A 16670-nucleotide genomic window follows, 5' to 3' on the forward strand; every position below is an offset into this window, starting at 1 on the left:
TTCGGTGCGGAAAGGCGAACCAATTAAACCGCAAGTCGGGCTGTAGGAAAATGTTTTCTGTTTCGGGGCCGGCGAGGCGGCGGCGGCGAGGCAAACGAAAAGGGCGCCCGGATCGCTCCGGGCGCCCCACTCGGCGAACCGATCCAGCGTGGATCAGGCGCTGTAGTACATGTCGAACTCGACGGCCGACGGCGTGGTTTCCCAGCGCATCACTTCCGGCCACTTCAGTTCGAGATAGGCCTCGATCTGGTCCTCGGTGAACACGCCGCCCTCAACGAGGAAAGCATGGTCGGCGGCCAGCGATTCCAGCGCCTCACGCAGCGAACCGCAAACGGTCGGCACTTCGGCGAGCTCGGCCGGGGGCAGATCGTAGAGGTTCTTGTCCATGGCATCGCCCGGATGGATCTTGTTCTTGATCCCGTCGAGGCCGGCCATGAGCAGCGCGGCGTAGCACAGGTAGGGGTTGGCCATCGCGTCGGGGAAACGGAACTCGACGCGCTTCGCCTTGTCGCCCGCACCGTACGGAATACGGCACGAAGCCGAACGGTTGCGCGCCGAGTAGGCGAGCAGGACCGGGGCTTCGTAGCCCGGCACCAGACGCTTGTAGCTGTTGGTGGTCGGGTTGGTGAAGGCGTTGAGGGCCTTGGCGTGCTTGATGACGCCGCCGATGAAGTAGAGGCAGGTGTCGGACAGGCCGGCGTAGCCGTTGCCGGCGAAGAGCGGCTTGCCCTTTTCCCAGATCGACATGTGCGTGTGCATGCCCGAACCGTTGTCGGTCTTGATCGGCTTGGGCATGAAGGTCGCGGTCTTGCCATAGGCCTGGGCGACCATCATGACGACATACTTGTAGATCTGCATGCGGTCAGCGGTCTGGACCAGCGTACCGAAGGTCAGGCCCAACTCATGCTGAGCGGAGGCCACTTCGTGATGGTGCTTGTCGCAGGGCAGGCCCATTTCGAGCATGGTCGAGACCATCTCGCCACGGATGTCCATGCAGCTGTCGACCGGCGCGACCGGGAAATAGCCGCCCTTGGCACGCGGACGGTGGGCGAGGTTGCCGGTGTCGAAGGACTTGTCCGAGTTGGTCGGCAGCTCGATGTCGTCGATCTTGAAGCCGTTGCCGTCGTAGCCATCGTAGAACTTCACGTCGTCGAACATGAAGAACTCGGCCTCGGGACCGACATAGATGGTGTCGCCGAAGCCGGCCGACTTGACGAAGGCTTCGGCGCGCTTGGCGGTCGAGCGCGGATCGCGGCCATAAAGGTCACCGGTCGAAGGCTCGACGATGTCGCAGAACACGATCAGCATCGGCGTGGCCGAGAACGGATCGACATAGACGGCGTCAAGGTCGGGCTTGAGGATCATGTCCGACTCGTTGATGGCCTTCCAGCCCTCGATCGACGAACCGTCAAACATGAGGCCGTCTTCGAGTTCGTCCTCGCCCAGGACCGACGACACCATCGTCAGGTGCTGCCACTTGCCCTTGGGGTCGGTGAAGCGAAGATCGACCCACTCGATCTCCTCGTCCTTGATCTGCTTGAGGACGTCCTTTGCACTAGCCATTAGAGTGGTTCTCCAGTCATAATTCTTCCGCGCGGCGAAAGAGCCTTAGGGGTGGATGGACAATCCGGGAATGAAACCAGCCCCCCGTGCCGGCTTGTTCCCTTGTCCGGCATCAAGCCGGAAATGTGGTCGTTACCTGCGATGTCAGAGGGCGTCGTCGTCCCGTTCGCCAGTGCGGATGCGTACCGCCGTTTCGATCGGGATCACGAAAATCTTGCCGTCGCCGATGCGGCCGGTCTGCGCGGCGTCCGCGATCGCCTCTACCACGCGGTCTGCCAGCGTATCGGGAACGACGACTTCGAGCTTCACCTTGGGGAGGAAATCGACGACGTATTCGGCGCCGCGATAGAGTTCGGTATGGCCCTTCTGCCGACCGAAACCCTTGGCCTCGGTGACGGTGATGCCCGACACGCCGACCTCGTGCAGCGCTTCCTTCACTTCGTCGAGCTTGAAAGGCTTGATGATGGCTTCGATCTTTTTCACGCCTTCTGACCCCTGCACTTGTTCCCGGACTTCGTCGAAGAGGATTCCGGTCCGGGAACCAGATGCCCTCGCGCGCGATTCCCATCAAGAATCGTGCCAATGCAATCGGCTCTCTGGTAGGGCAAGTGTGCAGGCGCGAAAAGACGGGAATTGCGCCTCCTATCGGGTCGCCGAACGGGTCTTGCAGCTCTTGCCCGAGTCCTCGCAGCAGGTTCTGTCCAAGTTTTGGGCAACGCCTGCCTCAAAGTTGTGCAGCCACGACCGTCCCGCCGGGAGGGAATGCCTCACTGGCACGACAAGCGGCGCGCCCTGCCCTTAACTCGGGTGCACGCCACCCCGGACTTTCCTGCCAGGAGAGGAAGCCGACGCACGGCGATTGTTCTCGCCCAACCTCTGGAAAACGCCCCTCATGCCCCTTCCCTTCCCCCACCCTCCTTGCCTAAGGCCGGGAAGGTGAGCGCAGACATCGTCATCGGCCAGACCCCCCACGGCGAGGCCATCCGGATCGACATCAAGGAACTTCTCGCGACCCGCCTGCTGGTGCAGGGCAATTCCGGGTCCGGAAAGTCGCATCTGCTGCGCCGCCTGCTTGAGGAAAGCGCCGCCGTCGTCCAGCAGGTCGTAATCGACCCGGAAGGCGACTTCGTCTCGCTCGCCGAGGAATTCGGCCACGTCGTGATCGACGGCGCCGCCTATGGCGAGGCGGAGATCGCGCGCCTGGGCGCGCGCATCCGTCAGCACCGCGCTTCCGTGGTCCTTGCACTGGACGAGCTGGAGATCGACCAGCAGATGAAGTGCGCGGCCCAGTTCCTGGGCGCCCTGTTCGATGCCCCGCGCGAGCAGTGGTATCCAGCGCTGGTGGTGGTCGACGAGGCGCAGATGTTCGCCCCCTCCGCCGCCGGGGAGGTTTCCGAGGAAGCGCGCCGCGTGTCGCTGGGCGCGATGACCAACCTGATGTGCCGGGGGCGCAAGCGCGGCCTGGCCGGGGTGATCGCCACGCAGCGCCTCGCCAAGCTCGCCAAGAACGTGGCGGCGGAGGCCAGCAACTTCCTGATGGGCCGCACTTTCCTCGACATCGACATGGTGCGCGCCGCCGACCTGCTCGGCATGGAGCGCCGCCAGGCCGAGCAGATCCGCGATCTCGCGCGCGGCCAGTTCCTCGGTCTCGGCCCCGCCATCGCGCGGCGGCCGGTGGCGGTGAACATCGGCCCGGTCCGCACCGGCGCGAAAACGGTAACGCCCGGCCTCGTCCCGCTGCCGACCGCCAGCACCGAGGACATGCGCGAGCTGCTTCACGCCGGCCTGCACATAGAACCCGAGCGCCCGGAATTCCCGCGCCCCGCCCCCCGCCCCAGGGTCGATGTCGAGACGCTTTCGGAAAACATCGCCGCCACCGGCCCCGTCGCCGAGCGGCCGGAACGACCCGAGCCGGAACCCGAAGAAAACCGTGCCGCCATGGTCGAAATCCTCAATGCCATGGCCCAGGAGGACGACTGTACTTTCCAGTCCTCGACCACGCTGTTCCAGGACTTCACCATTCGCTGCCGGATGAAAGGCATCTCCGTGCGAGGCCTCGATGCGACGATGTTCCGGCGCGGATTTGCAGCCGCGCTGGCAGGCATCGAAGACCCCGAGGACGAGCGCTGGACCGACGTCATCAACCTTGGCAAGCACGTCCCCGACGATGCGCTCGCCCCGTTCTACGTAATCGCCCGCGCCGCGATGGACGGCGAGCCCTGCCCCGACGACATGGACCTGGCCCGAATCTACGGCACCAGCAGTCCGCGCCGTGTCCAGCGCCTGCTCGACTACCTCGAAAAGGACGGGCTGATCGTGGTGCGCACCGACTTTTCCGGAAAGCGTTCGGTCGGCCTGCCCGATCTGGGGGTGACGACGGCCCCGATCGAAGCGTAAGTTCGCGCGGACATGACCCGGATCGTCAACCTGCGCATGGCCCGCAAGGCCAAGGCCCGCTCCGCCGGGAAAGCCCAGGCTGACGCCAACCGCGCGAAGCACGGCCGCACCAGAACCGAACGTCAGGCGGCCGAAGCGGAAGCCACGCGACTCGAGCGCATCGTCGAGGGCGCAAAACGCGAGAAGGACGACTGATGCGCACGACCTATCAAAGCGCGACCGTGCGCCTCTATCACCTCGATTCCGGCCCTGAAGGCGGAGCGGCGCACACACTGTTCTACGGATCGCTCGCCGAAGCGATGCAGATTGCCGCGCAGCAGCCCGAGGAAGTACAGGAAGGCCTCTTCATCGCCACCGACAACGACGTGGCGGCCTATCTCGACCTGCTCGAGGGGTGAAGGGCCGCGTCCGCAGCGCGACAAGGAGGCCCGGCGGGGAATCTGGGAGGAGAGAGGGAAGTTCCCCCGCCGGGCGAAACAAGGCTCGAATCTGACCTCGAGCGGCTTGCCGTGACCCGCTTATAACAATCAATTTATGTTAGCGCTACCGCTTTTTTTGCCTCAGTTGATCCGCCACGCATGCCATTGTGCCCGGCGCGCGCTTGCCATACCGGCAGCGGGTATGAGCAGGCTCGATTCCCTTCTGCAGGCCGCATTGTCGCGGATCGAGAGCGCCGGGCAACGCCGGACGCTGCGGGGTGCCGCGCTGGCGCCGGGCGGGAAGATCAGGCGCGAAGGGCGCGAACTGATCGACTTTTCCAGCAACGACTACCTTGGTCTCGCCCGCCATCCACTGCTGATCGAGCGGTCGCGCGAATGGACGCTGGCGCACGGCGCCGGCTCAGGCGCATCGCGTCTGGTAACGGGCACCAGTGAGGCGCATCTCGACCTTGAAGCGCGTATCGCCCGCTTCAAGGGAACCGAATCCGCGCTACTCTTTGCAACAGGCTGGCAGGCCAATGCCGCGGCCATCCCCGCCCTCCTCGCCGCAGCGCCGGGGGCGGCGGTCTTCACCGACCGGCTGATTCACGCCAGCATGCACGCGGGCCTCGCCATGGCAGGTGCGCGCCAGCACCGCTTTCGGCACAATGATCTCGACCATCTCGAAGTCCTGCTTACCGAGAAGGGCCGCGACGCGCCGGCGCGTTTCATCTTCACCGAAAGCGTCTTCAGCATGGACGGCGACCGCGCCGACCTGCACCGGCTTGCGGCGCTCGCCGATGCGCACGATGCCTTCCTCTTCGTCGACGAGGCCCATGCCACCGGCGTGCTCGGCCCCGGCGGCGCAGGGCTTTCGGCCGAAATGCCGGGCAGGATCGACCTCGTCATGGGCACTTTCAGCAAGGCAATGGGCGGCTTCGGTGCCTATGTCGCCGGCTCTCGGGTGCTGATCGACTACCTCGTCAACACTGCAAACGGCTTCATCTTCACCACGGCACCGCCGCCTGCCGTGCTCGGCGCGATTGACGCCGCGCTGGACCTCGTGGCCGGCATGGAAGCCGAACGCGCGCATCTCGCCGCGCTGGGAGACTGGCTGCGTGCCGGGCTGGACCGCCTCGGCATCGACCACATGGCGTCGAGCACCCAGATTGTTCCCGCCGTGATCGGGCGGGAGGACGATGCGCTTGCCCTCTCCGCACGGCTGGAGGCCGCCGGCTTCCTTGCCTCCGCCATCCGCCCGCCGACGGTCCCGCCGGGCACCAGCCGCCTGCGCATCGCCCTGCGCGCCGGCCACCACGAAGGCGACGTCGACGCCCTGCTCGCCGCCATCGAGGCCTGCCGGTGAAACTGCTCTTCGCCCATGGCTGGGGCTTCGACCGGCATGTCTGGGACCGCCTCGCCCCGCTGCTCACCGAATGGGAGCAGGTGCGCGATGACAGCGGTTATTTCGCCGCGCCGGCGCCGGCGCGGGTCGAAGGGCCCTGCATCGCCGTCACCCACTCCTTCGGCACCATGCGCGTGCTCGCCGATCCGCCGCCGGGGCTCGCCGGGATCGTGGCGATCAACGGGTTCGAGCGCTTCACCGCCCTGCCCGGCAAACCGGGTGTCCCCACCCGCGTGGTCGATCTGATGCTGCGCCAGTTCGACCGCGACCCACGCGGCGTCGTCGAGGAATTCCGCCGCCGCGTCGGCTGCGAGGAGCCGTTCGGAGAGGTCCACCCCGCACCGCTGCGTGCGGACCTGCTGCGCCTGCGCGACGCACAGCCGCCGCTGCCGCGGGTGCCCGTGCTCGTCGTTCACGGCGCGCGCGATCCGCTGCTGCCCGAGACCATGCGCGAGGCCTGCTTTGCCGCCACCGCCGCGCGCCGGCTCCGGCACGAAACGGCCGGACACCTCCTGCCTCTCGAAGACCCGCTGCTTTGCGCGCAGGCGGTGCGCGGGATGGCCGAGAGGGTGTCATGACCGACCGGCGCGAGCGCATCGTCCGGGCCTTCGCGCAGGCGCCCGACTACGAGCGGCAGGCGCGCGTACAGCGCCTCGTCGCGCAAAAGCTCGCCGCGCGCATCGCCGCGCTCGATCTGCCCGAATGCCCGCGCGTGCTGGAAATCGGCTGCGGCACGGGTTTCCTGACGCAGGCACTGCTCGACCGGGGCATGGGCGGCCGCTGGACCATCACCGACATCGCGCCCGAAATGGTCGAGCGCTGCCGGTCGAGGATCGGTGAGAGTTCGATGCGGCATTTTGAGGTTCTCGACGGAGAACACGGCACACCGCCGGGCTTGCCGTTCGACCTCGTGTGCTCGAGCCTCGCCATCCAATGGTTCGACGATGCCGCCGCCGCACTTTCCCGCATGGCCAACTGGCTCGCGCCGGGCGGACACTGCATGGTCACCACGCTGGGGCCGGGCAGCTTCGCGGAATGGCGCGCCGCGCACGAAGCCGAAGGGCTCGCGCCGGGCACGCCGGACTTCGCGCCGCCCGAAGCCTTCGCCGCGCTCGATCCTGCGGGACTGCATATCGAGGACCATGTCGAGCGCAACGCGGACGCCCGGGCCTTTCTCCGCTCGCTCAAGGCCATCGGCGCGGGAACGGCCGCGCCGCGCCACCGCCCGCTGTCGCCGGCCGCGCTGCGCCGGGTCATGGCCCGCTTCGAGGAGGCGGGCAGCGCAGTCACATACGAGGTCGTGACCTGTCATCTCCATCGCGCTAGATGACAGGCCATGACCGGCCCGCGCTTCATCATAACCGGCACCGATACCGGCATCGGCAAGACCGTCTTCGCCGCCGCCCTCGCCGGCGCGCTGGGCGCATCCTACTGGAAGCCGGTGCAGGCGGGCCTCGAAGACGGTAGCGACAGCGAAGACGTTGCCCGGCTGGCGGGGATCGCGCCGGACAGGGTCCTGCCCGAAGCCTACCGCCTTGCCACACCATGCTCCCCCCATCGCGCGGCCGAGATCGACGGCGTGACCATCGATCCCGAACGGCTCGCCTTGCCGCAGGTCGATGGTCCGCTGATCGTCGAAGGTGCCGGCGGCGTCCTCGTGCCGCTCACCCGCGAAACGACTTACGCCGACCAGTTCGCCCGCTGGCAATGCCCGGTGGTACTGGTCGCGCGCACCGCGCTCGGCACGATCAACCATTCGCTGCTTTCGATCGAGGCCCTGCGCGCGCGCGGCGTCGAAGTGCTGGGCGTGGCGTTCGTCGGCGAACCTCAGGAGGACAGCGAGGCGACGATCTGCCAGATGGGCAAAGTGCGCCGCCTCGGCCGCCTGCCGCGCCTCGACCCGCTCACGCCCGAGGTCTTGCACGCGGCATTCGCGGCGAATTTCCGGCTGGAGGACTTCACGCGATGACTCACCCCGATCCGGCATCGCCCGTCTGGCATCCCTTCACCCAGCATGGCCTTGGCGAACCGATCCCGCTGGTCGAACGCGCGGAAGGGGCGCTGCTCCACACCGCCGACGGCAAGGCGGTGATCGACGCGATTTCCTCCTGGTGGGTGACGACGCACGGGCACTGCCACCCCAGGATCATGGCCGCCATCGCCGGTCAGGCGCAAAGGCTGGACCAGATGATCTTCGCCGGCTGGACACACGAACCGGCCGAAACTCTGGCCGCCGGCCTGCGCGCGATCATGCCGGAGAGCCTGACGCGGGTGTTCTTTTCCGATTCCGGCTCGACCAGCGTTGAAGTCGCGCTGAAGATGGCGCTCGGCTACTGGCATGCGCGAGGCGAGGCGCGCCACCGGGTGGTGGTGATGGAGCACTCCTATCATGGCGACACCATCGGCGCGATGTCGGTCGGCGCGCGCGGCGTGTTCAACCGGCCGTACGAGCCGCTGCTGTTCGACGTGGCGCGCATCCCCTTCCCCGCCGCCGGCGCCGAACAGGCGACACTCGACGCGCTGGAAGCCTTTTGCCGCGAGCCGGACACCGCCGCGCTGATCCTCGAGCCGCTGGTGCTCGGCGCCGGCGGGATGCTGATGTACGCGCCCGAAGTCCTCGCGAGCATGCACGAGATCTGCGCCGCCCACGGCGTACTCTTCATCGCCGACGAAGTGATGACCGGCTGGGGCCGCACCGGCACCCTGCTCGCCTGCGAGCAGGCAGGCGTGGTGCCGGACATCCTGTGCCTCTCCAAGGGCCTGACCGGCGGCGCCGTGCCGCTGGCCGTCACCATGGCGAGCGAGCCGGTGTTCGAGGCCCACTGGTCCACTGACCGCGCGAGGATGTTCTTTCACTCCTCCAGCTACACCGCCAACCCCATCGCCTGCGCGGCGGCGAACGCCAACCTCGCGATCTGGCGCGAGGAACCGGTCATCGACCGGATCGCCGATCTGGCGGCGCGGCAGGCGGCATGGCTGGAGAAGCTGGCGAGCTTCTGCCACTTCGACAACGCCCGCCAATGCGGCACGATCGCCGCGCTGGACCTCAAGACCAGCGGCGAAGGCGGCTACCTCGACACGCTGGCGCCCCGCCTGATGGCCTTCTTTCGCGAGCGGGGCGTGCTGCTGCGGCCGCTGGGGAACACGGTCTATGTGATGCCGCCCTACTGCATTACCGACGAGCAGCTTGCCGACGTGTGGAATACGGTGGGGGAAGCGGTGATTTCGTTTTGAGCCGGGACCGGACCGGACCCTCATTCGAAATTTCGACCCGACCCCACTCAGCCTGAGCTTGTCGAAGGCCGTCCTCCGGCGCCAGATCCTCGACAAGGGCTGATCTGTCACGCGGTTAGCAAATTGCGTACCGCACAAGGCTGGTGCATAATGAAGCCATGAGAAAGGCCGAGGCAATCAACCGGTTGAAGCCCTTTGAGCGTCGTTTGCGCGAACGTGGCATCAACGCGCTTTACCTGTTTGGATCGACGGCCAGGGACGAAGCCGGTGAGGCCTCCGATCTTGATCTGCTCTACGAATATGACCCGTCGAGGAAGTTCAGCCTGTTTGATCAGGCGGGGGCCATGCTGGAGATATCCGATCAGCTTGGCGCAAAGGTCGATCTGGTGTCACGTGTTGGCCTGCGTCCTCGCTTGCGGGAACGCATTGAGAGCGAAATGATCCGGGTTTTTTGATGGCTGGTCTGCTGGACACCCTGCATGATCTCGCATTGCTGATCGCGCGGGCCGAGAAGTCGGTGAACGGCCGGACATTCGACGCGCTGGTGGCAAACGACGAAGCCTACGACGCCTTGACCTATCGCCTCGCCATGATCGGCGAAACCAGCAAGAAGCTGCCCGACGAAATCAAGGCGCGGCATCCCCATCTGCCGTGGCGCGAGATGGCAACGTTCCGCAACTTTGCGAGCCATGATTATTTCGGTGTCGATGCCCATCTGGTCTGGCAGGCGGCCCTGAGCCTGCAACCGATCAAGGCGATGGTCCGCGAAGAAACTGCTCGCTGTAAGGAATAGGCAGGGTAATCGAACTGCGCAACGACGTGTCGCATTTCCCCCGTTTTGTCGCGCGACCGGCCGAAGTTCGAAGGCTACTCTCCGCCGTGGCGCAAAGTTTTCTCGATCAGCCAAAGATGCACAATGTGAACTGCGACGAAGATGCCCCCAGTAAATATCAGGGAGTGCATCAACATTCCTTCGTGGCCGGGTCTCGGCTTCAGAGGCATCGCCTACAACCCCATCACGCTTGGCTTGCTCGAGCGTTCGATCATGCCCGTCGTGCGCTCGCCGTCCCAGGTGTAGAAGGCGTGGCTCTGCTGGACGATGGGCCAGTCCTTCGGCCAGTCGGGCGGGAGCACGTGGCCCCCGCGTGAGCGGGTGTTGGCGAAGGTCACGCCGTCGATGGCGATGCGCTTGCCTTCCAGCGTCTCCAGCACCAGCGGCACCGGCTCGCCGCCGGTCACCAGCTTCCTCAGCCACGGCAGTTCCACGGGCCGCGCGCCGATGCGGCGGCCGTCGCTGTCGATGACCCAGGCTTCCGCGTAAGTCGGCTCGCCGTCGTCGCGCGGGGGATAGGCATTGAGGCCGAAGGCGCGTCCGCTCGGGAATACGGCCGACATCCAGCAGTGACCCGAAAACCCGGCGAAAGCGCGAAAGCCGGTGCGGCGGATGCGCAGTCCGTTGGCCGCGAAGGTGCGCGTCTCGCCGTCGATGGTCAGCGAGCCGGTGCAGCGGAAGAGCTGCTCGTAGCGCGGGCTCATGAACTGACCCTGCTTGCCGGCCATCGCGGCGGCGGCCTCCGGCGTCATCGTCCCCGGCTGCCAGGGCGGCGCGGCCATGTCCATCTGGATGAAGAAGGCAATGTCGGCCCACGCCTTCACCCGGAAGTCCGGGTTCTCCATGATTTCCCGGGCGCTGGTTACGGCAACCTGCCCCTTGAACGTCACTGTCCAGCGCCGAAACGGCTCGACGCATTCGAAGCGCAGGGGGCCGGTGGCGCGCACGGTGGGCTTGCCGCCCGGGCCGGCGGCGGGCTGCGTCTCGCCGTCACCCCGCCGCGAGTAGAGCCGGCCATCGGCAAAGGCCACGTCCAGCCACATCTCGTGCCGGTCCCACTGCTCGGCCACGGCCTCGATGCCGACGCGCGTGGCAAAGGCGCCGCTTTCCTCCTCGATCCAGACGTTCACCGCGTCGCGCACGCCGTCCTCCGGCCTCGCGTCGAGGACGTATTCGCGCTCTGCTGCAAGCCCGCCGGAGAGATCGCCCGTCGTGATGCCCGCCATGCTCCCCCTCTCCTCCATTCCGTTTGAGGAAAAGGCTGTCACAGGCCAGGAGTCAGGTCACGCACAAGCGCGGCCGCCGACGCGATATATCAGGCGTAAGGCGGCTTGTGCCGTCTGGTAGGGCTGAGCGTGAAGATCTCGTAGCCGTCCTCGGTGATACCGATCGAATGTTCGAACTGCGCGGAGAGCGACTTGTCGCGCGTTACCGCCGTCCAGCCGTCATTGAGCAGCTTCACCGGCGGCTTGCCGAGGTTGATCATCGGCTCGATGGTCATGAACATGCCGGGCTTGAGCATGGGGCCAGTACCGGCGCGAGCGGCATGGACCACTTCGGGCGCGTCATGGAACAGGCGGCCAAGGCCGTGCCCACAGAACTCGCGCACGACGCCGTAGCGGTGCGCCTCGGCATGGGCCTGAATGGCGGCGCCAATGTCTCCCACACGGTTGCCGGGCTTCGCCTGCTCGATGCCGAGCATCAGGCATTCGTAAGTCACCTCGACCAGGCGGCGTGCCTTCAGCGAGGGTTCGCCAGCGTAGTACATGCGGCTCGAATCGCCATGCCAGCCGTCCAGCAGCGGAGTGACGTCGATGTTGAGCACGTCGCCTTCCTTGAGGGTCTTTTCGGAAGGGATGCCGTGGCACACGACGTGGTTGATCGAGATGCAGCACGAATGCGCATAGCCGCGATAACCCAGCGTCGCCGGAACCGCGCCGCCATCCAGCGTCAGTTCGCGCACCTTGTCGTCGATCGCGGCGGTGCTGACGCCGGGCTGGACCATAGGCGCGATCTCGTCGAGTATCCGCGCGGCAAGGCGGCCCGCCTTGCGCATGCCCTCAAAGCCCTCGGGCGTATGCAGCTTGATGGTGCCGTCGCGCAGCACGGCCTCGTTTCCGGGTTCGACGATCTGGTATTCGCTCATGGGGCCCACATAGCGATCTTGCGCGTCAATTGCGAGATCATCGCGCAGGCGCCTCACGGCCGATCGAGAAGCTAGCCCTGTAGGCCGGTTTCACGGCGTCGAGGACGGCCTGGGTGACGGGCAGCGTGATCTCGTAGGTGCCCTCTGCATAGGGACCGGCAGCATAAGGCGCGACGAGGATGCCGATGCGGTCGAAGGTCCGGCCATTCGATGACCCCAGGATCAGCGTGCTTTCGAGCGGGTTTATGCAGTCGCTGAACATGTCGTCCGCGCCGTGGCGGACAGGCCCACCGCGCCGCTTCTCCCGCTCGCGGTCGAGCGCATTGCAGAACGGGCGCTGGATGGGTTTGCGCAGGGCGGCGGAACTGGTGAAGAGGTCGAGGGGTTCGCGCGCCGCGCCGGCCTGCTTGTCCCAAAGGAGCGAATCGAACGCGCTCATGCCGTGGGCACCGCCGGTGTAGACGTAAATCTCGGAGGAGAGCGACAGCCAGCCCGGCAGCTCGGTCACGACTTTCCAGGTCGTATCGTTGGCGTGAGGGCGATAGGGAAAGCCGCCCTTCTTCGCCTCGTTCTGGTCGGCACGCGATTCGACGGAAAGCGAAGCGCGCGCCTCGTCGAGCCGGCGGTCGAGCATGGCCCTGAGGCCGGGGATCGCGCCAGCGGCATCGGGGTAGGCATAACCGAATTCGAACAGCGCGTTCGAAACCTTGACCTCGCGCCCACCGCTCGGGGAACCCTCCGCCGCCTCGACCGTCTCATCCAGAAGGGCCGCCTGCGTCGCCTCGCCTGCTTCGCGCGCGGCCGTCTCGCCCGGCGCGCCGGCCGATGCCTTCCCGGCCGGCGCGTCGGCTTCCCCGCCCGAACAGGCTCCGGCCATCAGCAGGACCGCAACCACAAAGCCGCCACGACGCATCATTTTCTCCTCGCACTCCAACCGCGGCGGACGCTAGAGAATCTCCGCATGAGCGACAAGAACGCATTGATTCAACCGGACCGGGGCCAGAAGGCCGTCGACATCCACCTCGTCGACAAGGATGGCCTGGAAGCCTTCCTCAAGGAGCGCACCGCGCCGCAGCGCGCGGCGATCGAGGCGCAGAAGTTCAAGGCCGATGGCTTCGATCATGCGATCCTTCCCGATGGTGAGGGCTGGGCGGTGGTCGCCGGCGTCGCCAATGCCAGTGACCTTTCGAGCTGGTGCATGGCAAAGCTCGCCGAGGCCCTGCCCGCCGGCACCTACCGGCGCGTCGGCGGCAAGCCGGGCAAGGCGATGTTCGGGTGGATCACCGGGCAGTACAGCTTCGAGCGCTATCGCACCGACCCTTCCGAGGAGGGACCGCGCGTACTGCTGACCGGCGAGGTCAAGGCCATCGGCGCGGTGACGGCCGAGGCCGAAGCGGTCGAGCTGGTGCGCGATCTGGTCAACACGCCGGCCGAAGACATGGGGCCCGGCCAGCTCGAGACCGAAGCGGAAGGACTTGCCAAGGCCCATCACGCCGAGATCCGGCTGACGCGCGGCGACACGCTGGAGCGCGAATTTCCGATGGTCCACGCCGTCGGCCGCGCCGCCGGGCGCAGCCATGCGCCACGGATGATCGAGCTGGAGTGGGGCAACCCCGAACACCCGAAGATCGCGGTGGTCGGCAAGGGCGTCTGCTTCGATTCGGGCGGGCTCGACATCAAGCCCTCTTCCGGCATGTTGCTGATGAAGAAGGACATGGGCGGCGCCGCTCACGCTTTGGCCCTCGCCCGCCTCATCATGGCCGCGAAGCTGCCGGTGAGACTGCATGTGCTGGTGCCTGCCGTGGAGAACGCGGTTTCGGCCAACGCCTTCCGCCCCGGCGACGTCCTGAAGAGCCGCGCGGGAATGTCAGTCGAGATCGGCAATACCGACGCCGAAGGCCGCCTGATCCTCGCCGACGCCCTGACTCGTGCCGGGGAGAACGAACCGGAGCTGGTTCTGGACTTTGCCACCCTGACCGGCGCCGCGCGCGTCGCGCTCGGCCCCGATCTGCCGGCGCTCTTCGCGCGCGAAGACACGACGGCGCAGGCGCTGCTCGACGGCGGAATCGCGAGCGACGATCCCTGCTGGCGCCTGCCGCTGCACGAGGCTTACCGCGAATACCTGAAGTCCGACCTGGCCGACATCAATAATTCCGGCAGCAGCGGATTCGCCGGATCATGCACCGCTGCCCTGTTCCTCGACCGGTTCGTGCCCAAGGACGTGGACTGGGCGCACTTCGATACTTTCGCCTGGCGCCCCGCCGCCAAGCCCGGCCGCCCCAAGGGCGGCGACGCGCTGGGCCTGCGCGCGGCCTGGCATATGCTACAACACCGCTATGGCGAATGAACCCGCCCGAACTTGCGTCGCCGCCATGCCCCAGCTAAGCGCGCGCATCTTTGACTTTGGAGACACGACCGCGTTGGCCATCGAGGATTCCCATACCCGCCCCCCCCGGATCGAGGGCATTCTTGCCATGACCGGGCCGAGCGTGACCGCGGATCCCGGCTGCCTTCCGGTTCGTGGAGACCTGGCGCACGTCAAGCTCGCCGGGCTCTACTTCGTGCCTCATTACGCGGTGCCGATGCCCCACCGCATCCTTGCGGGCGCCGTGCTGCGCGGCGCGGGCCGCGCCGATGCCGAAGTCATCCGCCAACTTCCCGAGGGCGGAACCTTCAACGTGCTCGACATCACCGGCGCCTGGACCTGGGGCCAGCTCGGTGAGGACGGGCACGTCGGCTATGTCGCCCACAGCGATCTGGAGGTCTTCGCGTCATGACTGCCACGGTCTTCATCGACGGCGCCGCCGGCACCACCGGGCTCGAGATCGCCGACCGGCTGGCCGGACGCAGCGAATTCCAGCTCGTGGTGCTCGACGAGGCCCGGCGCAAGGACGCGGCGGCCCGCGCCGAAGCGCTCAACGACGCCGACTTCGTCATTCTCTGCCTGCCGGACGACGCCGCCCGCGAGGCAGTCGCCATGATCCGCAACGACCGCACGCGGGTGATCGACGCTTCATCAGCCCACCGCACTTCCGCGGGCTGGACTTACGGTCTGCCCGAAGTGATCGGACGCAAATCCCTGGCCTCGGCCATGCGCGTCAGCAATCCGGGCTGCTATCCAACGGGCTTCATAGCCCTGCTCGCACCGCTGGTGCGGGCCGGCCTGCTGCCGGCGGACTGGCCTTATATCTGCCACGCCGTCTCGGGCTATTCGGGCGGCGGCAAGGCGCTGATCGGTCGTTTCGAGGAAGACCGGGACATCGCCTTCCGCGCCTATGGACTGGCGCTGGGGCACAAGCATGTGCCGGAAATGCAGGTCCATGCAGGCCTGTCGATCTCTCCGCTTTTCGCGCCGGCCGTGGTGCCCGCGCATCGCGGAATGCTGGTCGAAGTCCCGCTGCAGCTCTCTGTCATGACCGGCGCGGGCGCGCCCGAGGCCCTGCGCGCGGCGCTGGCCGATTTCTATGCGGGCAGCCCGATCGTGCAGGTGCTCGATGACCAGCCGGACGAACTGCTGCTGCGCGCGTCGATGGATCCGGTCGACACGCTCAGCCTGCGCGTATTCGGCGCGAAGGATGGCAGCCAGGCGAGGCTCGTCGCCATGCTCGACAACCTCGGAAAAGGCGCCAGCGGTGCGGCCGTGCAGAACCTCAACCTGATGGCCGGGCTGGAAGAAACCGCGGGCCTGCGCCTCTGAGGTCGCCTCCCGCCGGCGACTTTCCCGTTTCGACCCGGGGCGCGTCGCGTCCCGCGACTGAGGACGCCGGGCTGGCCGCAAGGGCGGCCCCTCCGCGATTGCGCGCGAGCGCGCTTTATCCGCGCGACACGCCCGCAGGTCGCCGTCATCGCATCTGGGGACAACCCTGTGCGTAAAACCGCCAAAACCCCGGCATATCGGTGCAAAAAATTGGCCGGGACTCCCGATTGGGTCACTGGGAGAGAGAATCCCGGCCAAAGTGAGGGATGAAACGACGTCCCATGACAAACGCCGTTTCAGGGCTTGACGAGGCGTGCAAGCCGCGTATCACTAGCTAATGATAATCATTCGCAAATGCAAGCCCCTGGAGATGTCTTGATGTACCAGTACGTCGATCGCCGCCTGAGCACCCTTGATGAGGGGTGCCGCTTCCTCGTCTGGTCGATGCGCGCCTGGGTTACGGCCATCGCCAGCAAGCACTGTCCCGCGCAGACGCTCGCCCCGGTTTTCGCGCGCTGGCGCATGATCGGCGGGCTCCAGCCGTTCCACCGCGCCATGCTGCTGTTCAACCGCGACGCGCTGGAAACGTTCGGCTTCTGCCCCATGGCCTGCGACCATGTCTCCGAACACGAGGCAATGGTCCTCGAGCTTATCACCTCACTGCGCGATCGGGGACCATCGCAGACCCGCGCCACACTGGAACTGCTGATCGTCGAGGACAGCGTCGGAGACGTTCTCGAAACGATTTCGAAGCTGGGGGCGGCGATGGCCGTGGCCGGGATCTTCCCGCAGGAACCGGCCGTGGCGCGCGGCAACGACCACTGACGCTGGCAGTCCGGCCAAAGTCCGCAAAAGCTGGTCCTCCGGCGCATCAGGGGAATCGGGTGAATGAGTTCTCACGAGATGAGGCTGACGAGGAAGTCCTCGTCCCAGCTGGCGGCCAAGCGCTTTGATGTCATGGATAGCTTGGTCGGATG

General features: G+C 66.6%; 19 protein-coding genes. 14 read left to right on the plus strand and 5 right to left on the minus strand.

What is annotated here, in order from left to right; genetic code table 11:
* Window positions 1-153 precede the first annotated feature (153 nt).
* Together glnA and IEX32_RS06685 are read right to left on the minus strand one after the other, a co-directional pair.
* A complete protein-coding gene (gene glnA, locus IEX32_RS06680; protein ID WP_188769737.1) occupies window positions 154-1563 on the minus strand; it encodes a type I glutamate--ammonia ligase in 1410 nt (469 codons plus the stop codon).
* A 144-nt stretch (window positions 1564-1707) separates the two neighbouring features.
* Window positions 1708-2046, minus strand: a complete 339-nt coding sequence (locus tag IEX32_RS06685; protein WP_188769739.1) for a P-II family nitrogen regulator — start codon at window positions 2044-2046, stop codon at window positions 1708-1710.
* Between the two features lie 453 nt (window positions 2047-2499).
* Between IEX32_RS06685 and IEX32_RS06690 the strand changes: the two genes are divergently transcribed.
* From IEX32_RS06690 to IEX32_RS06735, 10 genes are all read left to right on the plus strand, one after another.
* Window positions 2500-3960 carry a helicase HerA domain-containing protein gene (locus IEX32_RS06690; RefSeq protein WP_188769741.1) on the plus strand — a complete coding sequence of 487 codons (1461 nt, stop codon included), beginning with the start codon at window positions 2500-2502 and terminating at the stop codon, window positions 3958-3960.
* Between the two features lie 12 nt (window positions 3961-3972).
* On the plus strand, window positions 3973-4155 hold the full coding sequence (locus tag IEX32_RS06695; RefSeq protein WP_188769743.1) for a DUF4169 family protein: 183 nt from the start codon (window positions 3973-3975) through the stop codon (window positions 4153-4155).
* The gene (locus IEX32_RS06700) at window positions 4155-4358 is read left to right on the plus strand and encodes a hypothetical protein (RefSeq protein ID WP_188769745.1); all 204 of its coding nucleotides are present in this window, start codon (window positions 4155-4157) and stop codon (window positions 4356-4358) included. Before IEX32_RS06695 ends, IEX32_RS06700 begins: the two co-directional genes overlap by 1 nt.
* Before the next feature lie 223 nt (window positions 4359-4581).
* Window positions 4582-5745: an 8-amino-7-oxononanoate synthase gene (gene bioF, locus IEX32_RS06705; RefSeq protein WP_188769747.1), complete on the plus strand. Its 1164-nt coding sequence runs from the start codon at window positions 4582-4584 to the stop codon at window positions 5743-5745.
* Window positions 5742-6362 carry an alpha/beta fold hydrolase gene (locus IEX32_RS06710; RefSeq protein WP_188769749.1) on the plus strand — a complete coding sequence of 207 codons (621 nt, stop codon included), beginning with the start codon at window positions 5742-5744 and terminating at the stop codon, window positions 6360-6362. Before bioF ends, IEX32_RS06710 begins: the two co-directional genes overlap by 4 nt.
* Window positions 6359-7114, plus strand: coding sequence for a methyltransferase domain-containing protein (locus IEX32_RS06715; protein WP_188769751.1), 756 nt, complete (start codon window positions 6359-6361; stop codon window positions 7112-7114). Before IEX32_RS06710 ends, IEX32_RS06715 begins: the two co-directional genes overlap by 4 nt.
* 6 nt (window positions 7115-7120) lie before the next feature.
* On the plus strand, window positions 7121-7753 hold the full coding sequence (gene bioD / locus IEX32_RS06720) for a dethiobiotin synthase (protein ID WP_188769752.1): 633 nt from the start codon (window positions 7121-7123) through the stop codon (window positions 7751-7753).
* Window positions 7750-9018, plus strand: a complete 1269-nt coding sequence (locus IEX32_RS06725) for an adenosylmethionine--8-amino-7-oxononanoate transaminase (protein ID WP_188769754.1) — start codon at window positions 7750-7752, stop codon at window positions 9016-9018. The genes bioD and IEX32_RS06725 overlap by 4 nt, the downstream gene beginning before the upstream one ends.
* A 158-nt stretch (window positions 9019-9176) precedes the next feature.
* Window positions 9177-9473, plus strand: a complete 297-nt coding sequence (locus IEX32_RS06730; protein ID WP_188769756.1) for a nucleotidyltransferase family protein — start codon at window positions 9177-9179, stop codon at window positions 9471-9473.
* Window positions 9473-9811, plus strand: coding sequence for a HepT-like ribonuclease domain-containing protein (locus tag IEX32_RS06735; RefSeq protein WP_188769758.1), 339 nt, complete (start codon window positions 9473-9475; stop codon window positions 9809-9811). Before IEX32_RS06730 ends, IEX32_RS06735 begins: the two co-directional genes overlap by 1 nt.
* Window positions 9812-10023: 212 nt before the next feature.
* Here IEX32_RS06735 and IEX32_RS06740 read toward each other — a convergent pair whose 3' ends face one another.
* The 3 genes from IEX32_RS06740 to IEX32_RS06750 all read right to left on the minus strand — a co-directional run bounded on the left by IEX32_RS06740 (window position 10024) and on the right by IEX32_RS06750 (window position 12909).
* A complete protein-coding gene (locus IEX32_RS06740; RefSeq protein ID WP_188769759.1) occupies window positions 10024-11076 on the minus strand; it encodes a DUF7064 domain-containing protein in 1053 nt (350 codons plus the stop codon).
* 89 nt (window positions 11077-11165) lie between these two features.
* Complete coding sequence (gene map / locus IEX32_RS06745; protein WP_188769760.1) at window positions 11166-11996, minus strand: type I methionyl aminopeptidase; 831 nt, start codon at window positions 11994-11996, stop codon at window positions 11166-11168.
* 37 nt (window positions 11997-12033) lie between these two features.
* Window positions 12034-12909, minus strand: coding sequence for a DUF4163 domain-containing protein (locus tag IEX32_RS06750; protein WP_188769762.1), 876 nt, complete (start codon window positions 12907-12909; stop codon window positions 12034-12036).
* A 48-nt stretch (window positions 12910-12957) separates the two neighbouring features.
* Here IEX32_RS06750 and IEX32_RS06755 point away from each other — a divergent pair, with 48 nt between their 5' ends.
* From IEX32_RS06755 to IEX32_RS06770, 4 genes are all read left to right on the plus strand, one after another.
* Window positions 12958-14343: a leucyl aminopeptidase family protein gene (locus IEX32_RS06755; RefSeq protein WP_188769763.1), complete on the plus strand. Its 1386-nt coding sequence runs from the start codon at window positions 12958-12960 to the stop codon at window positions 14341-14343.
* Between the two features lie 25 nt (window positions 14344-14368).
* On the plus strand, window positions 14369-14773 hold the full coding sequence (locus tag IEX32_RS06760) for an SH3 domain-containing protein (protein WP_229736198.1): 405 nt from the start codon (window positions 14369-14371) through the stop codon (window positions 14771-14773).
* Window positions 14770-15693, plus strand: a complete 924-nt coding sequence (argC, locus tag IEX32_RS06765; RefSeq protein WP_188769764.1) for an N-acetyl-gamma-glutamyl-phosphate reductase — start codon at window positions 14770-14772, stop codon at window positions 15691-15693. The genes IEX32_RS06760 and argC overlap by 4 nt, the downstream gene beginning before the upstream one ends.
* A gap of 378 nt (window positions 15694-16071) precedes the next feature.
* Window positions 16072-16518 carry a hypothetical protein gene (locus tag IEX32_RS06770; protein WP_188769765.1) on the plus strand — a complete coding sequence of 149 codons (447 nt, stop codon included), beginning with the start codon at window positions 16072-16074 and terminating at the stop codon, window positions 16516-16518.
* Window positions 16519-16670: the final 152 nt, after the last annotated feature.

Origin of the sequence: Novosphingobium endophyticum (assembly GCF_014640675.1) — a bacterium.
Classification (GTDB): Bacteria; Pseudomonadota; Alphaproteobacteria; order Sphingomonadales; family Sphingomonadaceae; genus Novosphingobium; species Novosphingobium endophyticum.